General features: G+C 52.5%; 16 protein-coding genes. 5 read left to right on the top strand and 11 right to left on the bottom strand.

All coding sequences use genetic code 11. From position 1 onward, the window contains the following. Positions 1 to 41 precede the first annotated feature (41 nt). Positions 42 to 1,490 carry a tRNA uracil 4-sulfurtransferase ThiI gene (gene thiI, locus J1785_RS25715; RefSeq protein WP_129952848.1) on the bottom strand — a complete coding sequence of 483 codons (1,449 nt, stop codon included), beginning with the start codon at positions 1,488 to 1,490 and terminating at the stop codon, positions 42 to 44. 276 nt (positions 1,491 to 1,766) lie between these two features. On the opposite strand from thiI, the gene xseB reads away from it, so the two are divergent. The 4 genes from xseB to J1785_RS25695 all read left to right on the top strand — a co-directional run bounded on the left by xseB (position 1,767) and on the right by J1785_RS25695 (position 5,950). After that, positions 1,767 to 2,009, top strand: coding sequence for an exodeoxyribonuclease VII small subunit (gene xseB / locus J1785_RS25710; RefSeq protein WP_129952849.1), 243 nt, complete (start codon positions 1,767 to 1,769; stop codon positions 2,007 to 2,009). A gap of 6 nt (positions 2,010 to 2,015) precedes the next feature. Then, positions 2,016 to 2,945, top strand: a complete 930-nt coding sequence (gene ispA, locus J1785_RS25705) for a (2E,6E)-farnesyl diphosphate synthase (protein WP_129992090.1) — start codon at positions 2,016 to 2,018, stop codon at positions 2,943 to 2,945. 18 nt (positions 2,946 to 2,963) lie between these two features. Then, complete coding sequence (dxs, locus tag J1785_RS25700) at positions 2,964 to 4,826, top strand: 1-deoxy-D-xylulose-5-phosphate synthase (protein WP_129992091.1); 1,863 nt, start codon at positions 2,964 to 2,966, stop codon at positions 4,824 to 4,826. A 149-nt stretch (positions 4,827 to 4,975) separates the two neighbouring features. Then, positions 4,976 to 5,950 carry an aldo/keto reductase gene (locus J1785_RS25695; protein WP_129992092.1) on the top strand — a complete coding sequence of 325 codons (975 nt, stop codon included), beginning with the start codon at positions 4,976 to 4,978 and terminating at the stop codon, positions 5,948 to 5,950. A 68-nt stretch (positions 5,951 to 6,018) separates the two neighbouring features. On the opposite strand, the gene pgpA is transcribed toward J1785_RS25695, so the two are convergent. The 6 genes from pgpA to nrdR form a co-directional block, all read right to left on the bottom strand. After that, positions 6,019 to 6,513, bottom strand: a complete 495-nt coding sequence (gene pgpA / locus J1785_RS25690) for a phosphatidylglycerophosphatase A (RefSeq protein WP_129953312.1) — start codon at positions 6,511 to 6,513, stop codon at positions 6,019 to 6,021. A 62-nt stretch (positions 6,514 to 6,575) separates the two neighbouring features. Continuing rightward, on the bottom strand, positions 6,576 to 7,562 hold the full coding sequence (thiL, locus tag J1785_RS25685) for a thiamine-phosphate kinase (protein WP_217221008.1): 987 nt from the start codon (positions 7,560 to 7,562) through the stop codon (positions 6,576 to 6,578). Positions 7,563 to 7,728: 166 nt separating this feature from the next. After that, complete coding sequence (nusB, locus tag J1785_RS25680; RefSeq protein ID WP_013576663.1) at positions 7,729 to 8,142, bottom strand: transcription antitermination factor NusB; 414 nt, start codon at positions 8,140 to 8,142, stop codon at positions 7,729 to 7,731. A gap of 20 nt (positions 8,143 to 8,162) precedes the next feature. After that, a complete protein-coding gene (ribH, locus tag J1785_RS25675) occupies positions 8,163 to 8,633 on the bottom strand; it encodes a 6,7-dimethyl-8-ribityllumazine synthase (protein WP_013576664.1) in 471 nt (156 codons plus the stop codon). A 123-nt stretch (positions 8,634 to 8,756) separates the two neighbouring features. Next, positions 8,757 to 9,905, bottom strand: coding sequence for a bifunctional diaminohydroxyphosphoribosylaminopyrimidine deaminase/5-amino-6-(5-phosphoribosylamino)uracil reductase RibD (gene ribD / locus J1785_RS25670; RefSeq protein WP_217221007.1), 1,149 nt, complete (start codon positions 9,903 to 9,905; stop codon positions 8,757 to 8,759). 9 nt (positions 9,906 to 9,914) lie between these two features. Further along, entirely contained in the window at positions 9,915 to 10,364 is a 450-nt protein-coding gene (gene nrdR, locus J1785_RS25665; protein WP_015698341.1) for a transcriptional regulator NrdR, read from the bottom strand. Positions 10,365 to 10,524: 160 nt separating this feature from the next. Between nrdR and J1785_RS25660 the strand changes: the two genes are divergently transcribed. After that, the gene (locus J1785_RS25660; protein ID WP_129952855.1) at positions 10,525 to 11,088 is read left to right on the top strand and encodes a DUF3251 domain-containing protein; all 564 of its coding nucleotides are present in this window, start codon (positions 10,525 to 10,527) and stop codon (positions 11,086 to 11,088) included. A 79-nt stretch (positions 11,089 to 11,167) separates the two neighbouring features. On the opposite strand, the gene secF is transcribed toward J1785_RS25660, so the two are convergent. The 4 genes from secF to tgt form a co-directional block, all read right to left on the bottom strand. Next, entirely contained in the window at positions 11,168 to 12,079 is a 912-nt protein-coding gene (gene secF, locus J1785_RS25655; RefSeq protein WP_217139566.1) for a protein translocase subunit SecF, read from the bottom strand. Between the two features lie 73 nt (positions 12,080 to 12,152). Next, on the bottom strand, positions 12,153 to 14,000 hold the full coding sequence (gene secD / locus J1785_RS25650) for a protein translocase subunit SecD (protein WP_129952857.1): 1,848 nt from the start codon (positions 13,998 to 14,000) through the stop codon (positions 12,153 to 12,155). A 27-nt stretch (positions 14,001 to 14,027) separates the two neighbouring features. After that, a complete protein-coding gene (yajC, locus tag J1785_RS25645; protein WP_013576670.1) occupies positions 14,028 to 14,360 on the bottom strand; it encodes a preprotein translocase subunit YajC in 333 nt (110 codons plus the stop codon). A gap of 162 nt (positions 14,361 to 14,522) precedes the next feature. After that, positions 14,523 to 15,647 carry a tRNA guanosine(34) transglycosylase Tgt gene (tgt, locus tag J1785_RS25640; protein ID WP_129952858.1) on the bottom strand — a complete coding sequence of 375 codons (1,125 nt, stop codon included), beginning with the start codon at positions 15,645 to 15,647 and terminating at the stop codon, positions 14,523 to 14,525. Positions 15,648 to 15,690 lie beyond the last annotated feature (43 nt).

Genomic DNA, 15,690 nt, shown 5'->3' with positions numbered 1-15,690 from the left:
GAAGAGGAAAGCCAGCGCATCTGCAGCCTGAAGGGTAAAAACTAAGGGCGATACACCTTAACGTTATCGAAACCCTGTTCTTTCAGATACAGCGCCTGCAAACGGCTCATGACGCCGCGGTCACAATATAACAGATAGGTTTTGCTCTGATCGAGAGAGCCAAACTGAGTGGCCAGTTTGTAAAACGCCAGCGGTTTCACTTCAACATTTTCCAGTGCCAGCGGTTGTGCTTCCACTTCATCCGGTGCGCGGACATCCAGAACGATGTCTGTTGAGATAAACTCCGCCACCGTTTCCACTTCCGGTACGACTTCGGCTGCCTGCGTAGCGATTTCGCGAATATCGACATTGCGCGCCTCACTGACCACTTTATCCAGCACGTCAAAATCGAACATTGCTTCTTCAGCTTCGATCTTGGCTTTCACCGCCTTCACCGTCGGGCTTTTCGAAATCACTCCACAGTATTCAGGCATGGTCTTGGCAAAATCTTCGGTACCGATTTCACGGGCAATCCTGATGATGTGCTCTTTATCGTGAGAAATCAGCGGGCGCAGGATGAGCGTGTCCGAAACATTGTCAATCAAACGCAGATTGGTCAGTGTCTGGCTGGACACCTGCCCCAACGCCTCACCTGTCACCAGTGCCTGGACGCCGTAGCGCTCAGCGATAGCAGACGCCGCTCGCACCATCATGCGTTTCAGCACCACACCCATCTGGCCGTCTTCGACTTTTTCGAGTATTTCACCCACTACCGGTTCGAAATCAACCGCGATAAAACGCACACGATGCGAGCTGCCAAAACGGTTCCACAGATAATGAGCCACCTGTTTTACGCCGATTTCATGCGCAGCACCGCCAAGATTAAAGAAACAATAATGCACACGACAGCCACGACGCATCAGCATATAACTGGATACGCCGGAGTCAAAGCCACCGGAAATCAGTGACAGCACATCTTCCTGTGTGCCAATCGGGTAACCGCCCTGGCCTTCGAGGCGGCTTTTTACCAGCACCAGTTTATCGTCGTTAATTTCCAGTTTCACCGTGACCTGCGGAGCGGTCAGGCTCACACGGGCCGATTCGATGTGCTGATTCAGACCGCCGCCGACATAGCGCTCAACTTCAGTAGACGTGAAGTCATGTTTGCCACGACGTTTAACACGCACGCAGAAAGTTTTGCCTTCTACTTCAGTACGATAAGCCTCCAGCGCCTGCTCAAAGATATTGTGAACGTCGGTATAAGGACGGTCTTCAACTTCTTCCACATAACGGATACCCGGAATGCGGCAGAGCAATTCCTGAATCAGGTCGTGTTTACTTTCGTCTTTACTGCGAACTTCGATATGATCCCAGTGGCGAACCACCGCCAGCGTCTCATCATGCGGTCGCACAATATTGCGAATGCTGCTTGAGAGGATCTTAATAAAGCGCAAACGCACAGATTGGCTCTTGATGGTGATTTCAGGGAACAATTTAATGATAAACTTCATGGCAGTCTTTTGTTAGCGGGTGAAAAAACGGGGTAGTAAGTCGCTGAATAAGGATCTAGGATCCTATTATTGCTAAGCCAAATGTTCATTATGTGTCACATTGGGCTTAGCAATAATATCTGCGGCGCAGAGTATATCACTTAAAATGGGTACTCTGTGCACAAAACCCTGTAGCCGATCTCATACTGAACAGGAATGTCTCTTGAGGCTGAGCGCTGAGTCTGTCGCCTCAGTACTTCGATCATCCGTTCTGATCAACGATATTAAAAGAGAATTATGTCAAAAAAATCTGCATCACCTGCCAATTTTGAAACGGCTCTGGCCGAACTGGAACAGATTGTTTCCCGCCTTGAGTCGGGCGAGCTGCCGTTAGAAGACGCACTCAACGAATTTGAGCAAGGCGTCCAGCTGGCACGTCAGGGGCAACAAAAGCTGCAACAGGCAGAACAACGCGTTCAGATCCTGCTCGACAGCGACAACGATGCTCCGCTGACGCCGTTCACCCCAGAAGCCGAGTAACGGGTCATGTCTGAAGCGATCTCTCTCTCCAGCGCTGGCGGATTTACCCGTGAACTGCGCGCAATGCAAAAGCGTGTCGATGAGGCACTAACAGCCTATGTCAGCGCACAGCCGCTGGCAGATTTACCGCTGGTTGAAGCCATGCGTTACGGCGCGCTGCTGGGGGGTAAACGTCTGCGTCCATATCTTGTTTACGCCAGCGGCCAGTTGTTCAGCCTCGATCTGAAAAATCTCGATGCGCCTGCGGCTGCCGTGGAATGTATTCATGCCTATTCACTGATACATGATGATTTACCGGCCATGGACGACGACGATTTGCGCCGTGGTCAGCCAACCTGCCACATTAAATTTGGCGAAGCTAATGCGATTCTGGCGGGCGATGCCCTGCAAACGCTGGCGTTTTCTATTCTGGCTGACAGCGAAATGCCGGATGTTGCCATAAAAGATCGTCTGGCGATGATTTCCGAACTGGCCCGCGCCAGCGGAGTCAGCGGTATGTGTGGTGGTCAGGCTCTGGATTTAGCTGCGGAAGGCCAGCAGGTTGGCCTGGAGGCGCTGGAAAAAATTCATCGTCATAAAACCGGTGCGCTGATCCGCGCCGCCGTGCGCATGGGCGCGCTGGCAGCCGGTGAAACCGGACGTGCCGTTTTACCGATACTGGATAACTACGCGCAGGCCATTGGTTTAGCATTTCAGGTTCAGGATGATATTCTGGACGTGGTTGGCGATACCGCTACGCTCGGTAAACGTCAGGGTGCTGACCAGCAACTCGGGAAAAGTACCTATCCTGCCCTGCTGGGGCTGGATGGCGCGAAAACCAAGGCCGCAGACCTGTATCAGGAAGCCGTTTCCGCATTGGATCAGTTGGCCGCACTTTCCTACAACACGGCGCCACTTCTCGCGTTAGCCCGCTTTATCATTGAACGCGATAATTAAACTTACTATGAGCAACTGATGAGTCTTGAATTAGCGAAATACCCGACACTGATGCTGGCGGAGAATCCTGAAGATCTCCGCTCACTTCCTAAAGAGAGCTTACCTAAGCTCTGCGATGAGTTGCGCCAATATTTATTGGCCAGCGTCAGTCAGTCCAGCGGACACTTTGCGTCCGGTCTGGGGACGGTTGAACTGACCGTGGCGATGCATTATGTCTATAACACACCGTTCGATCACGTTGTCTGGGATGTCGGCCATCAGGCCTATCCGCACAAAATTCTGACCGGTCGCCGTGACCGTATTTCCACCATCCGTCAGAAAGGCGGTCTGCACCCGTTCCCGTGGCGTGGTGAAAGCGAATACGACACCCTATCCGTCGGTCACTCATCGACCTCAATCAGTGCAGGTCTCGGCATGGCTGTCGCGGCTGAACGTGAAGGTAAAGGCCGTCGCACCGTGTGTGTGATTGGCGATGGTGCGATCACAGCAGGTATGGCGTTTGAAGCGATGAACCATGCGGGCGACATTAAACCCGACATGCTGGTGATCCTCAACGACAACGAGATGTCGATTTCCGAAAACGTCGGGGCGCTGAATAACCACCTGGCACAACTGCTCTCCGGCAAACTGTATTCGCGTCTGCGTGAAGGCGGCAAGAAGGTCCTGTCTGGCCTGCCACCGATTAAAGAACTGGTGCGCCGAACCGAGGAACATCTGAAAGGCATGATGGTGCCAGGCACGTTGTTTGAAGAGTTGGGCTTTAACTATATCGGGCCGGTAGATGGTCATGACGTGCTGGCGCTGACGCAGACGCTGAAAAACATGCGGGACCTGAAAGGCCCGCAGTTACTGCACATTATGACTAAAAAAGGCAAAGGCTATGCGCCAGCCGAAAAAGATCCCATCAGTTTCCATGCGGTGCCTAAATTCGATCCGGCTTCCGGCACGTTGCCGAAAAGCAAAGAAGGTCTGCCGACCTATTCGAAAATTTTCGGTGACTGGTTGTGCGAAACCGCCGCCAAAGATAGCCAGCTGATGGCCGTTACGCCGGCGATGCGCGAAGGCTCCGGTATGGTGCGTTTTTCACGCGAATATCCGCAACAATATTTCGATGTGGCCATCGCCGAACAGCACGCCGTCACCTTTGCGGCAGGCCTGGCGATTGGCGGATACAAGCCGGTTGTGGCGATCTATTCAACGTTTCTGCAACGCGCTTATGATCAGGTTATCCATGATGTAGCGATCCAGAATCTGCCGGTACTGTTTGCTATCGACCGCGGTGGCATCGTCGGCGCTGATGGTCAGACGCATCAGGGCGCGTTCGATCTCTCCTTCCTGCGCTGCATCCCGAACATGACCATTATGACGCCGAGCGATGAAAACGAATGTCGCCAAATGTTGCATACCGGTTATCACCATAACAACGGGCCGGTTGCCGTACGCTATCCGCGTGGTAATGGTACCGGTGCTTCCTGTGAACCGCTGGCTTCTCTGCCCATCGGGAAAGGCGTCGTGCGTCGTGAAGGCGAAAAGATAGCGATCCTGAACTTCGGTACATTGCTGCCGGAAGCGCTGGCCGCAGCAGAAAAACGCAACGCCACCGTCGTTGACATGCGCTTTGTAAAACCGCTGGATGAAGCGCTGATTCAGGAACTGGCCGCCAGCCATGAAGTGCTGGTCACGCTGGAAGAAAACGCCATCATGGGCGGCGCGGGCAGCGGCGTAAATGAACTGTTGATGTCCAGGCGAATCCTGGTGCCTGTACTGAATATCGGTCTGGCGGACAGCTTTGTTGCGCAAGGTACACAGGACGAAATCCGTCATGATTTAGGGCTGGATGCCGAAGGCATTGACCGTCAGATAACTGACTGGCTGGCCTGATTATTCCCCCTCTTTCTTCCTGAAAGAGGGGTTTTCCCCTCCGATTCCCTTTTCAGTCACACGAGCCTGCCCTGCTTTAAGCTACAGTTATAGCGTGCTAATCATTTTCACGATTTTCTGTTATCACTTCATGCTTACCAGGAGACATCATGCAATACATTACGCTCGGAAAAACCGGTATGAAAGTTTCCCGCCTGTGTCTCGGCTGTATGACTTTTGGCGAACCGGATCGCGGCACCCACGCGTGGACACTGCCGGAAGAGAGCAGCCGTCCTATCATCCGGCAAGCGCTGGATGCGGGGATTAATTTTTTTGACACCGCTAACAGTTATTCTGACGGCAGCAGCGAGGAAATCGTCGGCCGTGCCCTGAAGGATTTTGCCAGGCGCGATGAAATTGTCGTGGCGACTAAAGTGTATCACGCGGTCACCGGCTTAAAACCCGGGCTTTCACGGGCCTCGATTATGCAATCCATCGATGACAGCCTGCGCCGTCTGGACATGGATTATGTCGACCTGTTGCAAATCCACCGCTGGGATTACGAAACGCCGATAGAGGAAACGCTGGAGGCGTTGAATGACGTAGTAAAAGCCGGCAAAGCGCGTTTTATTGGCGCGTCTTCCATGCATGCACATCAGTTCAAACACGCATTAGATGTCTCTGAGCAAAATGGCTGGGCGGGTTTTGTCTCAATGCAGGATCAGTACAATCTTATCCAGCGTGAAGAAGAAAACGAAATGTACCCGCTGTGCCTGGAAAGAAATATTGCAGTGTTGCCCTGGAGTCCGCTGGCACGCGGTAAACTCACGCGTCCGTGGGGAGAAACCACCGCCCGTTCAGTTTCCGATAATTTTGCCAAAACGCTGTATGACGCGACCGATGAGGCCGACGGTAAAATCGCTGAGCGTGTCGGGAAAATAGCGGAAGATCATGGCGTACCACGAGCGCAGATCGCCCTGGCGTGGATCTTAAGTAAACATATCGTTACCGCGCCTATAATCGGTGCTTCGCGCCCCGCTCATCTGGAAGATGCCATCGCCGCACTGGAGGTGAAACTTTCCATTGAGGAAATCGCCGAGCTGGAAATGGCGTATGTGCCGCATCAGGCGACCGGTTTCCAGTAATCTGAGATGACAAAAAAGGCGTTACCAGGCCAATCCTGTAACGCCTTTTCACTGCATGGTCACGAAGATCAGAACAGGCCCAGCGGCCAGTGATGCCCGACCAGATAGATGATAGCCGCGCCAAGCACACCGGCGACCACATCATCGATCATAATACCCATTCCGCCCTGTACGTTGCGGTCAAACCAGCGGATGGGCCACGGCTTCCAGATATCCAGCACACGGAAAACGATAAATCCGATCAACACCCAGCGCCAGTCATTGACCGGGATCGCCATCAGTGTGATCCACATACCGACAAATTCATCCCATACGATACTGCCATGGTCATGAACCCGCATGTCGCGCGCGGTCTGGCGGCAAAGATAAACCCCGATACAAATGCTGAACATAACGATCATCGAATACACCTGCCATGGCAGGTAGGTCATGACAATCCAGAACGGGATCGCGGCGACGGAGCCCGCCGTGCCAGGGCCAACAGGGAATAAACCGCTGCCAAAACCTGTCGCCAGCAAATGCCACGGATTACGCAGATCCAGACGCTTTTTGGCCGCAGCCATGTCCTGAACCGGATCTCCGGTTTTTCCTTTGTACCCCGCCGGGCGTTTTTTACGGCCTATATTCACAACAAATCCTCTCCGGCAAAGTGGTCAAAACCTTGCCATTCAAGTTCGACCGGTACGCCTGAACGCATAAACTTAATACCTTCTGAAAGCGGCGCAATCTGACCCACACAGGTAAAGTTGACACCCAGATGGCTCAGCGCAACATCCAGCGCACCCCGGTTAATTTCCGGCACAGTGAAGCAAAGTTCATAATCTTCACCGCCGGTCAGTGCCCATTTCAGTGCCTGTTCCGGATCCGCCACCTGATTCATGGCTGGCGAGAAAGGGATCGCATCAAGATCGAGGCGTGCACCACACTCGCTGGCATTCAGTATATGTTTAAGATCGGAAACCAGTCCGTCGGACAGGTCGATGGCTGAGGTGGCTAAATCGCGCAGCGCCTGCCCCTGTAAAACACGTGGCGACGGACGCAGATGGCGTTTAAGCAGAAATTCGCGAGTTGTCGCATCATCAACATTCAGCTGTTCCAGCAAAATCGCCAGGCCAGCTGCGCTATCACCCAGCGTACCGGTAACAAAGATCCAGTCGCCTATGCCCGCACCGGCGCGGGTTAACGCACGCCCCGCAGGCACCAGACCCTGAATGGTTAACGTCATGCTCAGCGGTCCGCGTGTCGTATCCCCGCCAATCAACTGCATGCCGTAATAATTAAGCTGTTCAAACAGACTGTCGCTGAATGCCTGCAACCAGTCAGTGTTCACTTCCGGCAGTGTCAGCGCCAGAGAAACCCACGCAGGATCGGCACCCATAGCAGCCAGATCGCTCAGGTTAACCGCCAGCGCTTTATAGCCCAGGTCTGCCGGTGAAATCGTTTTGAGAAAATGGATGCCTTCGACCAGCGTGTCGGTGCTGACTGCTAATAGTTGCTTCTCGCCTACCGTCAGCAGGGCACAATCATCACCAATGCCTAAATGAACATCCTGTCGGGCGGTTCTGAACCGGTTAAAGTAGCGAGTGATTACATCAAATTCGCCGCATGACATAGTACATTTCCAAATCGTTAGAATGACTTAAGGCCGGAAATCCGGCCTTAAGAAGGGTGTCACACAAAAGATAAACCAGGTGACATCACCAGATTATCAACAGAGACGGTTATCAGGCCAAAATGACTGTCGCCATTTGTGACTGAAGCCGAAACTTTTTTGATGATCATTTTTTACGAATATGCGGGCCTGCTTTATCCAGCACACCATTGACGAACTTATGGCTATCTTCAGCACCAAAAGTTTTCGCCAGTTCAATGGCTTCATTGATCGCCACTTTGTAAGGGACGTCCTGGCGTTTGCTTAGCTCAAACAGAGCCAGACGCAAAATTGCTCTTTCCACCTGGCCCAGTTCATCCAGCTGGCGGGACAGGTACGGCGCCATCAGTGCATCGAGTTTCTCAGCACTGTTTGCTACACCAGCCAGCAGTTCGCGGAAATAGGCAATGTCTACGTCTTTGACATCCTGCTCGGTCAGGAATTCTAATTCAACATCGGCGATGTCATTTTTCGACAACTGCCAGGAGTAAAGCGCCTGAACGGCACATTCACGGGCGCGGCGACGAGCAGCAGGTTTCACGGATTTCCCCTTAACTAGATTCAGGCTTTAATAGCCTTGATAACATTAATCATTTCAAGCGCGGTCAGTGCAGCTTCTGCACCCTTGTTACCGGCTTTTGTCCCTGCGCGTTCGATGGCTTGTTCAATGCTTTCTGTGGTCAGCACACCAAAGGCAACCGGGATTTCGCTGTTCATGGCAACGCTGGACAGGCCAGAGCTACATTCGCCCGCCACAAATTCAAAGTGGGCAGTGCCCCCGCGGATCACGGTGCCAAGTGCAACAACCGCATCGTATTTGCCGCTTTCAGCCAGTGCGCGGGTTGCCAGAGGCAATTCGTACGCGCCCGGGACCCAGACTACGGTGATGTTGTCATCGCTGACCTGACCGATACGTTTTAATGCATCAACAGCACCTGAAAGCAGGCTGTCGTTGATAAAATTGTTAAAACGAGCAATCGCGATCGCTACGCGCGCGTTAGGCGTGGCTACAACACCTTCGATAACGTTCATAGTTTTCCTTAAAGTGGGTTCAGGAGTTTCTCAACCCCAGCCGCAGGGGGGCGGATTCTATCATAAAATAACCCTGTCTGGACATGCGCTTTTAAAGCCATTCCGCAGGGAGGAGTAAAATTCTCAATACACCGGTTTCAGACGCAAACGTAAGTCAGGGCCGACCTGGCGGATATCGCTGAAAATAAATTCCGGCGCATCCGCCAGATGCTGCAATCCTGGCAGTTCACACAGTGCCCGACCATTATTGCCCAATAACTTAGGCGCCATATAAACGATTAATTCATCAACCAGACCGGCTTGTAATAAGGCACCGGCCAGTTGTGCGCCGGCTTCCACCCAGATGGAATTAACCTGACGTTTCGCCAGTTGCATCATCAGCAGAACCAGATCAATACGATTGTCGCGTCCGGCCACGCGCCATTGTTCAACAGACTCCGGCCAGGCTTGCGAGTCAGTTTCCAGCCGTGCGAGTAATACTTCCCCCGGTAAATTCATCAGCTGATGCTGTGGTGTCACGCGGTTTTGACTGTCGAGAATAATCCGTAATGGCTGACGCAGATTTTCCTCGGGATAAATTGCCTGCACTTCACTGCCCAGTTCGCTCCAGCGTACATTAAGCGAAGGATTGTCAGCCAGAACCGTGGCACTGGTGCTCAGGATCGCCGAGCTTTCTGCGCGAAAGCGCTGAACATCAGCACGGGCCGCCGCCGAGGTGATCCACTGACTTTCGCCAGAAGCCATCGCCGTTCGGCCATCTAAAGAGGCACCCATTTTAAGCTGAACATAGGGAAAACCGGTGCGCATCCGTTTGAGGAAACCCAGATTCACCGCTTCAGCCTGCGGGTGCATCAGCCCATGGCTAACATCCACGCCGTTTTGTTTGAGCCGGTACAAACCCCGCCCTGCCACTTCCGGATTAGGATCCTGCATCGCCGCTACCACGCGGGCGACGCCTGCCGCCAGCAATGCATCGGCACACGGTGGTGTACGCCCATGATGACTGCACGGTTCGAGGGTCACATAAGCGGTCGCCCCTCTGGCTTTCTCACCGGCCATGCGTAATGCGTAAACTTCTGCATGGGGTTCACCGGCACGCAAATGATAGCCTTCACCCACAATTTCGCCATTCAATACAATGACACAACCGACATTAGGGTTAGGTGTGGTGGTAAAACGCCCGCGGCGCGCCAGCTCGAAAGCCCGCGCCATATAGCGCTCATCGGTATGGTTTTCGGCGGAGAATGGCTTTGCAGATTGTTCAGACGACATCAGCTTTCCTTAGTCCTGAAGGCGGGCGATTTCTTCACCAAATTCACGGATATCTTCGAAGCTGCGATACACCGACGCAAAGCGGATATAGGCGACTTTATCCAGCCCTTTCAGGGCGTCCATCACCAAATTACCGATCATTTTAGCCGGGATTTCACGTTCGCCGGTCGCACGCAGCTGCGACTTAATGTGGCTGATGGCAGTTTCGACGTCATCGGAACTTACCGGGCGTTTTTCCAGCGCTTTCAGAAAGCCACCGCGAAGTTTGTCTTCATTGAACGGTTCACGAACTTCATTGCTTTTAATGACGCGCGGCATCACCAGTTCCGCCACTTCAAACGTGGTGAAACGTTCATGGCACACCAGGCACTGACGGCGACGGCGAACCTGCGATCCATCGCCTACCAGACGGGAATCGATGACTTTAGTATCAACAGCGGCACAAAATGGGCAATGCATAGCACTTCCTGATCGCGAACTCAATTGAACAGTAGTTTAACCCGAAGTGTGCCGACAACAAAGGCTGTCGCTACTTTCATCGACATCGGGTTAAACTTAGCTATCGATATGGGTGCCCGGATGGAATGTTTCAACGGGCAGATGAAAGGAAGTCTCTGATATGACAAAACATCCACACCTTTTGTTGGTCTGCGCCGCATTGTTCAGCCTGACGGGCTGCGCGACGCAAAATTCACAAATACCGGCCCTGAAAACGGAAGTCGGGCAGCTTAATCAAAAGCTGCAACACCTGACCGATCTGGCCCTCGCACTGGAACAGCAAACCACCCTCAACCGCCAGTCGGATAATGGTGTCTATTTATTACCGGCAGCCAAAAGTGCCGCATTGCTCAAAAGTAACATTGGTGAATTAAGTCTTCAGCTAACCCGTATCGCTCCGGACGCCAGCGGCGTACAGGCCGTACTGGAAATCAAAAATAATGCCGGTCAGCCATTGCCAGCGTTTACGGCATCTCTGAGCTGGGGACAGCTCGATCCGGTTACAGGCAAGCCGCTGACTGTCGATATGCAGACCCAGACCATTACCGTCGAGCCAGACCTTCTGCCGGGTCCGGTGAAAACAGTCGATGTGAAGTTTGACCAGGTGACTGTCGAAACGCTGGGATTTGTACATCTGCATAATATTGTGGCAACGCCACAGTCCCTGCCTGTCGTAACCCGATAAAAACCGCAAACAGCAGATAAAAAAAACCCCGCGTCGCGGGGTTTAGGTTTTCTATTCCGATAACGGAACCATCGGCAACTTACGGCAGAATCGAAGGTTGATCTGCGCCTTCTTTTTCCACTTTCTGCTGCAACATGTGCTCACGCTTCATACCCAGTTTCAGGGCCAGCGCGGACGCCACGTAGATTGACGAAACCGTACCGATCGACACGCCAATCAACATGGTCAGTGAGAAGCCTTCCAGCAACGCACCCCCAAAGATATAGAGCATCAGAACCACCATCAGCGTGGTCGCTGAGGTCATAATGGTACGACTTAACGTCTGGGTCAGGGACACGTTCATGATTTCGTAAGAATTACCGCGACGAATTTTGCGGAAGTTTTCACGAATACGGTCCGATACCACGATGGAGTCATTCAGCGAGTAGCCGATAACGGACATCAGGGACGCGACGATGGTCAGGTCAATTTCGATCCTGAACAGTGACAATACGCCCATGGTGATGATCACGTCATGCGCCAGTGCGATTACCGCCCCCAGCGCCAGTCGCCATTCAAAACGGAAACCGACATAGATCAGGATGCAAATCAGCGCCATCAGCAGCGCCATGCCGCCAGCCTGCGCCAGATCACTCCCCACGCTCGGGCCGACAAACTCAACACGTTTCACGGTCGCGTCTTTGTCGATATCCGCATTCACCAGACTCAGGACTTTATTCCCCAGTTCCTGACCGGCATTACCCGATACAGGTGGAAGGCGAACCATCACATCACGACTGCTACCGAAGTTCTGAACGACAGGATCCTTGAATCCTGCTTTTTCCAGATCGGCACGCATTACGTCCAGGTTAGCGGGCTGGCTAAGGCTGATTTCAATGACGGTACCGCCAGTGAAATCCAGACCCCAGTTGAACCCGCGAACGCCCATAATCGCAACGGATGCGATAAACAACAGGCCTGAAATACAGAAGGCCACGTTGTCCCAGCGCATAAAGTCGATAACTTTACGGCCGTAGTTCAGTTGTTCAACAGTATATGGTTGTTGCTGTGCCACAACGCACTCCTCAGATAGACAGCTTTTTAATGCGTTTGCCGCCGTAAACCAGGTTCACGATGGCACGGGTTCCCACGATCGACGTAAACATCGAGGTTGCCACACCGATAGCGGTGGTGATAGCAAAGCCTTTAATCGAACCGGTACCCACTGCATAAAGAATAATTGCCGTGATCAGGGTCGTAATGTTGGCATCAACGATACTGGAGAACGCGCCTTTATAGCCTTCATGAATCGCCTGCTGAACGGAACGCCCGTTCTTCAACTCTTCTTTGATACGTTCGTTTATCAGTACGTTGGCGTCGACGGCCACCGCCAGCGTCAGTACGATACCGGCAATACCCGGCATGGTCAGCGTCGCACCAGGCAGCAGAGACATGATCCCGACAATCAGCACCAGGTTCGCAATCAGCGCGGTCGTCGCGATCACACCAAATTTACGGTAGAAGACCACCATAAACAGAATGGATGCCACCAGGCCCCACAAGCACGCTTCCAGACCCTGAGTGATGTTTTGCATCCCTAAGGTCGGGCCAATGGTCCGTTCTTCAACAATCTGAATTGGCGCGATTAACGCACCGGCACGCAGCAGAAGGGACAACTGACGGGCTTCATTCGGATCGTTGACGCCAGTGATACGGAAGCTGTTGCCCAGACGTGACTGAATAGTCGCCACGTTGATAACTTCTTCCTGTTTCGCCAGAATCGCACGGCCGTTGGCATCTTTCTTACCGCTGTCTTTGTACTCCACGAACAAGGTTGCCATCGGTTTGCCGATATTATCCTTGGTGAAGTTAGACATGGCGTTACCGCCAGCGCTGTCGAGTGAGATGTTGACCTGTGGCTGATTGTATTCATCCATGCTGGATGTGGAATCAGTGATATGGTCACCGGTCAGAATCACCCGCTTGTACAATACAACCGGGCGACCATCACGCATGTCTTTCACTTCGCTGTCGCCCGGTACACGACCGGTTGAAGCAGCAGAAGCATCCACGTTGGTGTTAACCAGACGGAATTCCAGGGTCGCGGTCGCGCCTAAGATTTCTTTGGCACGTGCAGTATCCTGAATCCCCGGCAGTTCAACCACAATACGGTCGGAACCCTGACGCTGTACCAGTGGCTCAGCAACACCCAGTTGGTTTACGCGGTTACGCAGGATATTGATGTTTTGCTGAACGGCGTACTCACGGGCTTCACTCAGGCGGGCATCAGTCATCACCACACTCAAAGCATTGTCACCGCTGTTAGTGATCACTAAATCGCGATGACGTGGGCTCAGATAGCTGGCTGCAGAATCACGGGTCGCAGCATCGCGGAAACGCACTTCAACGCCATAGTTGTCGAGCTTACGCACCGTGGCATAAGGAATATTCTTGTCGCGCAGGTCACTGCGCATGCTGTCCATGGTCTGCTCTTGCAGCTTACTCAACGCGGTATCCATATCCACTTCCATCAGGAAGTGCACACCACCACGTAAGTCGAGGCCCAGCTTCATCGGCTCAGCGCCCAGCATACTCAACCAGCGCGGCGTTGCCGGCGCGAGGTTCAGTGCAATAACAAACTTGTCGCCCAACGCTTCAGTCAGCGCTTCACGTGCACGAAGCTGTACGTCTGTGTCTTTAAAACGGGCAAGAATAGCGCCATTTTCCAGGGCAATCGATTTGCTCTGGATTTTGTTTTGGTCTAATACATTACGGACTTGATCCAGTGTTGCTGCACTGGCGTCGGAACCCCGAACACCAGTGATTTGAACAGCCGGATCCTCACCATAAAGGTTGGGAAGTGCATAAAGCAGCCCGACGATGACCACAACGATCAGCATCAGATACTTCCACGCAGGATAACGGTTTAACACGGCAGTTCCCTTCGGGAAAATCGAAAATTAGATAGACTTCATCGTGCCTTTTGGCAGAACTGCTGCCACGAAGTCACGTTTGATCATCACTTCGTTGGTGTCGTTCAGTGCGATAACCACATAACCGGTTTCGGCTACTTTGGTTACGCGACCGATCAGGCCACCTGTGGTCATGACTTCGTCACCTTTACCGATAGAATCCATCAGTTTTTTGTGTTCTTTAGAACGTTTCTGCTGCGGGCGCAGGATCATGAAATAGAAAATCAGACCAAAAACCACCAGCATAATAACCAGAGAGTAAGGACTTCCCTGTGACGGTGCGCCGGTCGCTGCGACTGCATCAGAAATGAAAAGGCTCATTTAAATTCCCTCATTGTTGTTGTGAAGCAAATTGATGTAAAACAAACCGAGAATCCGACCCGGAGACTGGCGATAAAACGTCTCGCACAATACCCCATAATGCCGGTCCAAGAAATTATAAAATCGGCACCTCCTTTCGAAGATGCCGACGCGAGAAAGAAATCAGAAGTTTAAAGGCGGAACCGGTTTGCCTTTACGCTCGTAGAAGTCTGTCACAAACGCTTCCAATTTACCCTCTTCAATAGCCTGGCGTAAACCGGCCATCAGACGCTGGTAATAGCGCAGGTTATGGATCGTATTCAGGCGCGCACCCAGAATTTCGTTGCAACGGTCGAGATGATGCAAGTAAGCGCGGCTATAATTGCGACATGTGTAGCAATCACAGTGTTCGTCAAGCGTTGACGTGTCATCTTTATGCTTCGCATTACGGATTTTAACGATACCGTCGGTCACAAAAAGATGGCCGTTTCGTGCATTACGCGTTGGCATCACGCAGTCAAACATATCGATACCACGACGCACGCCTTCAACCAGATCTTCCGGTTTACCGACACCCATAAGATAGCGAGGTTTGTCTGCCGGAATTTGCGGACAAACGTGCTCCAGAATACGGTGCATGTCTTCCTTCGGCTCGCCGACTGCCAGTCCGCCCACAGCGTAACCATCAAAGCCGATATCTACCAGCCCTTTTAATGATACATCTCGTAAATCTTCGTAAACGCTCCCCTGAATAATCCCAAACAAAGCATTCTTATTATTCAACTCGTTGAAGCGATCGCGGCTGCGTTTTGCCCAGCGTAAAGACATTTCCATCGAGCGTTTTGCATAATCCCAGTCGGCAGGATATGGCGTACATTCGTCGAAGATCATGACGATGTCGGAGCCCAGATCGTTTTGGATCTCCATGGATTTTTCCGGACTCAGGAACACCGGATCCCCGTTGATCGGGTTGCGAAAATGCACGCCCTCTTCTTTGATTTTGCGCATCGCACCCAGGCTAAATACCTGGAAGCCGCCGGAATCGGTGAGGATCGGGCCATGCCAGTTCATGAAATCATGTAAGTCGCCGTGCAGCTTCATGATTTCCTGCCCCGGACGCAGCCACAGGTGGAAAGTGTTACCCAACAGAATTTGTGCGCCGGTTTCTTTCACTTCTTCCGGGGTCATACCTTTTACTGTGCCGTAAGTGCCCACAGGCATAAATGCCGGGGTTTCGACTACGCCACGTTCAAAGACCAGACGTCCGCGGCGTGCGCGGCCATCGGTAGTGCTTAATTCGTACTTCACATTGCCTCCAGCATCAGAGAAACAGTCTGATGAGGTTAAGTCC

It is taken from the genome of Rahnella perminowiae (assembly GCF_019049755.1).
GTDB classification, from domain to species: Bacteria; Pseudomonadota; Gammaproteobacteria; order Enterobacterales; family Enterobacteriaceae; genus Rahnella; species Rahnella perminowiae.
The sequence above is the reverse complement of the archived record's forward strand: the minus strand, read 5'-3'. Positions and strand labels throughout refer to the sequence as shown.

Excerpts from the sequence above, each read along its gene's own strand:
- thiI (WP_129952848.1), bottom strand. The coding sequence starts at position 1,490 with ATGAAGTTTATCATTAAATTGTTCCCTGAAATCACCATCAAGAGCCAA.
- xseB (WP_129952849.1), top strand. The coding sequence starts at position 1,767 with ATGTCAAAAAAATCTGCATCACCTGCCAATTTTGAAACGGCTCTGGCC.
- ispA (WP_129992090.1), top strand. The coding sequence starts at position 2,016 with ATGTCTGAAGCGATCTCTCTCTCCAGCGCTGGCGGATTTACCCGTGAA.
- dxs (WP_129992091.1), top strand. The coding sequence starts at position 2,964 with ATGAGTCTTGAATTAGCGAAATACCCGACACTGATGCTGGCGGAGAAT.
- J1785_RS25695 (WP_129992092.1), top strand. The coding sequence starts at position 4,976 with ATGCAATACATTACGCTCGGAAAAACCGGTATGAAAGTTTCCCGCCTG.
- pgpA (WP_129953312.1), bottom strand. The coding sequence starts at position 6,513 with ATGGCTGCGGCCAAAAAGCGTCTGGATCTGCGTAATCCGTGGCATTTG.
- thiL (WP_217221008.1), bottom strand. The coding sequence starts at position 7,562 with ATGTCATGCGGCGAATTTGATGTAATCACTCGCTACTTTAACCGGTTC.
- ribH (WP_013576664.1), bottom strand. The coding sequence starts at position 8,633 with ATGAACGTTATCGAAGGTGTTGTAGCCACGCCTAACGCGCGCGTAGCG.
- ribD (WP_217221007.1), bottom strand. The coding sequence starts at position 9,905 with ATGTCGTCTGAACAATCTGCAAAGCCATTCTCCGCCGAAAACCATACC.
- nrdR (WP_015698341.1), bottom strand. The coding sequence starts at position 10,364 with ATGCATTGCCCATTTTGTGCCGCTGTTGATACTAAAGTCATCGATTCC.
- J1785_RS25660 (WP_129952855.1), top strand. The coding sequence starts at position 10,525 with ATGACAAAACATCCACACCTTTTGTTGGTCTGCGCCGCATTGTTCAGC.
- secF (WP_217139566.1), bottom strand. The coding sequence starts at position 12,079 with ATGCGCTGGGACAACGTGGCCTTCTGTATTTCAGGCCTGTTGTTTATC.
- yajC (WP_013576670.1), bottom strand. The coding sequence starts at position 14,360 with ATGAGCCTTTTCATTTCTGATGCAGTCGCAGCGACCGGCGCACCGTCA.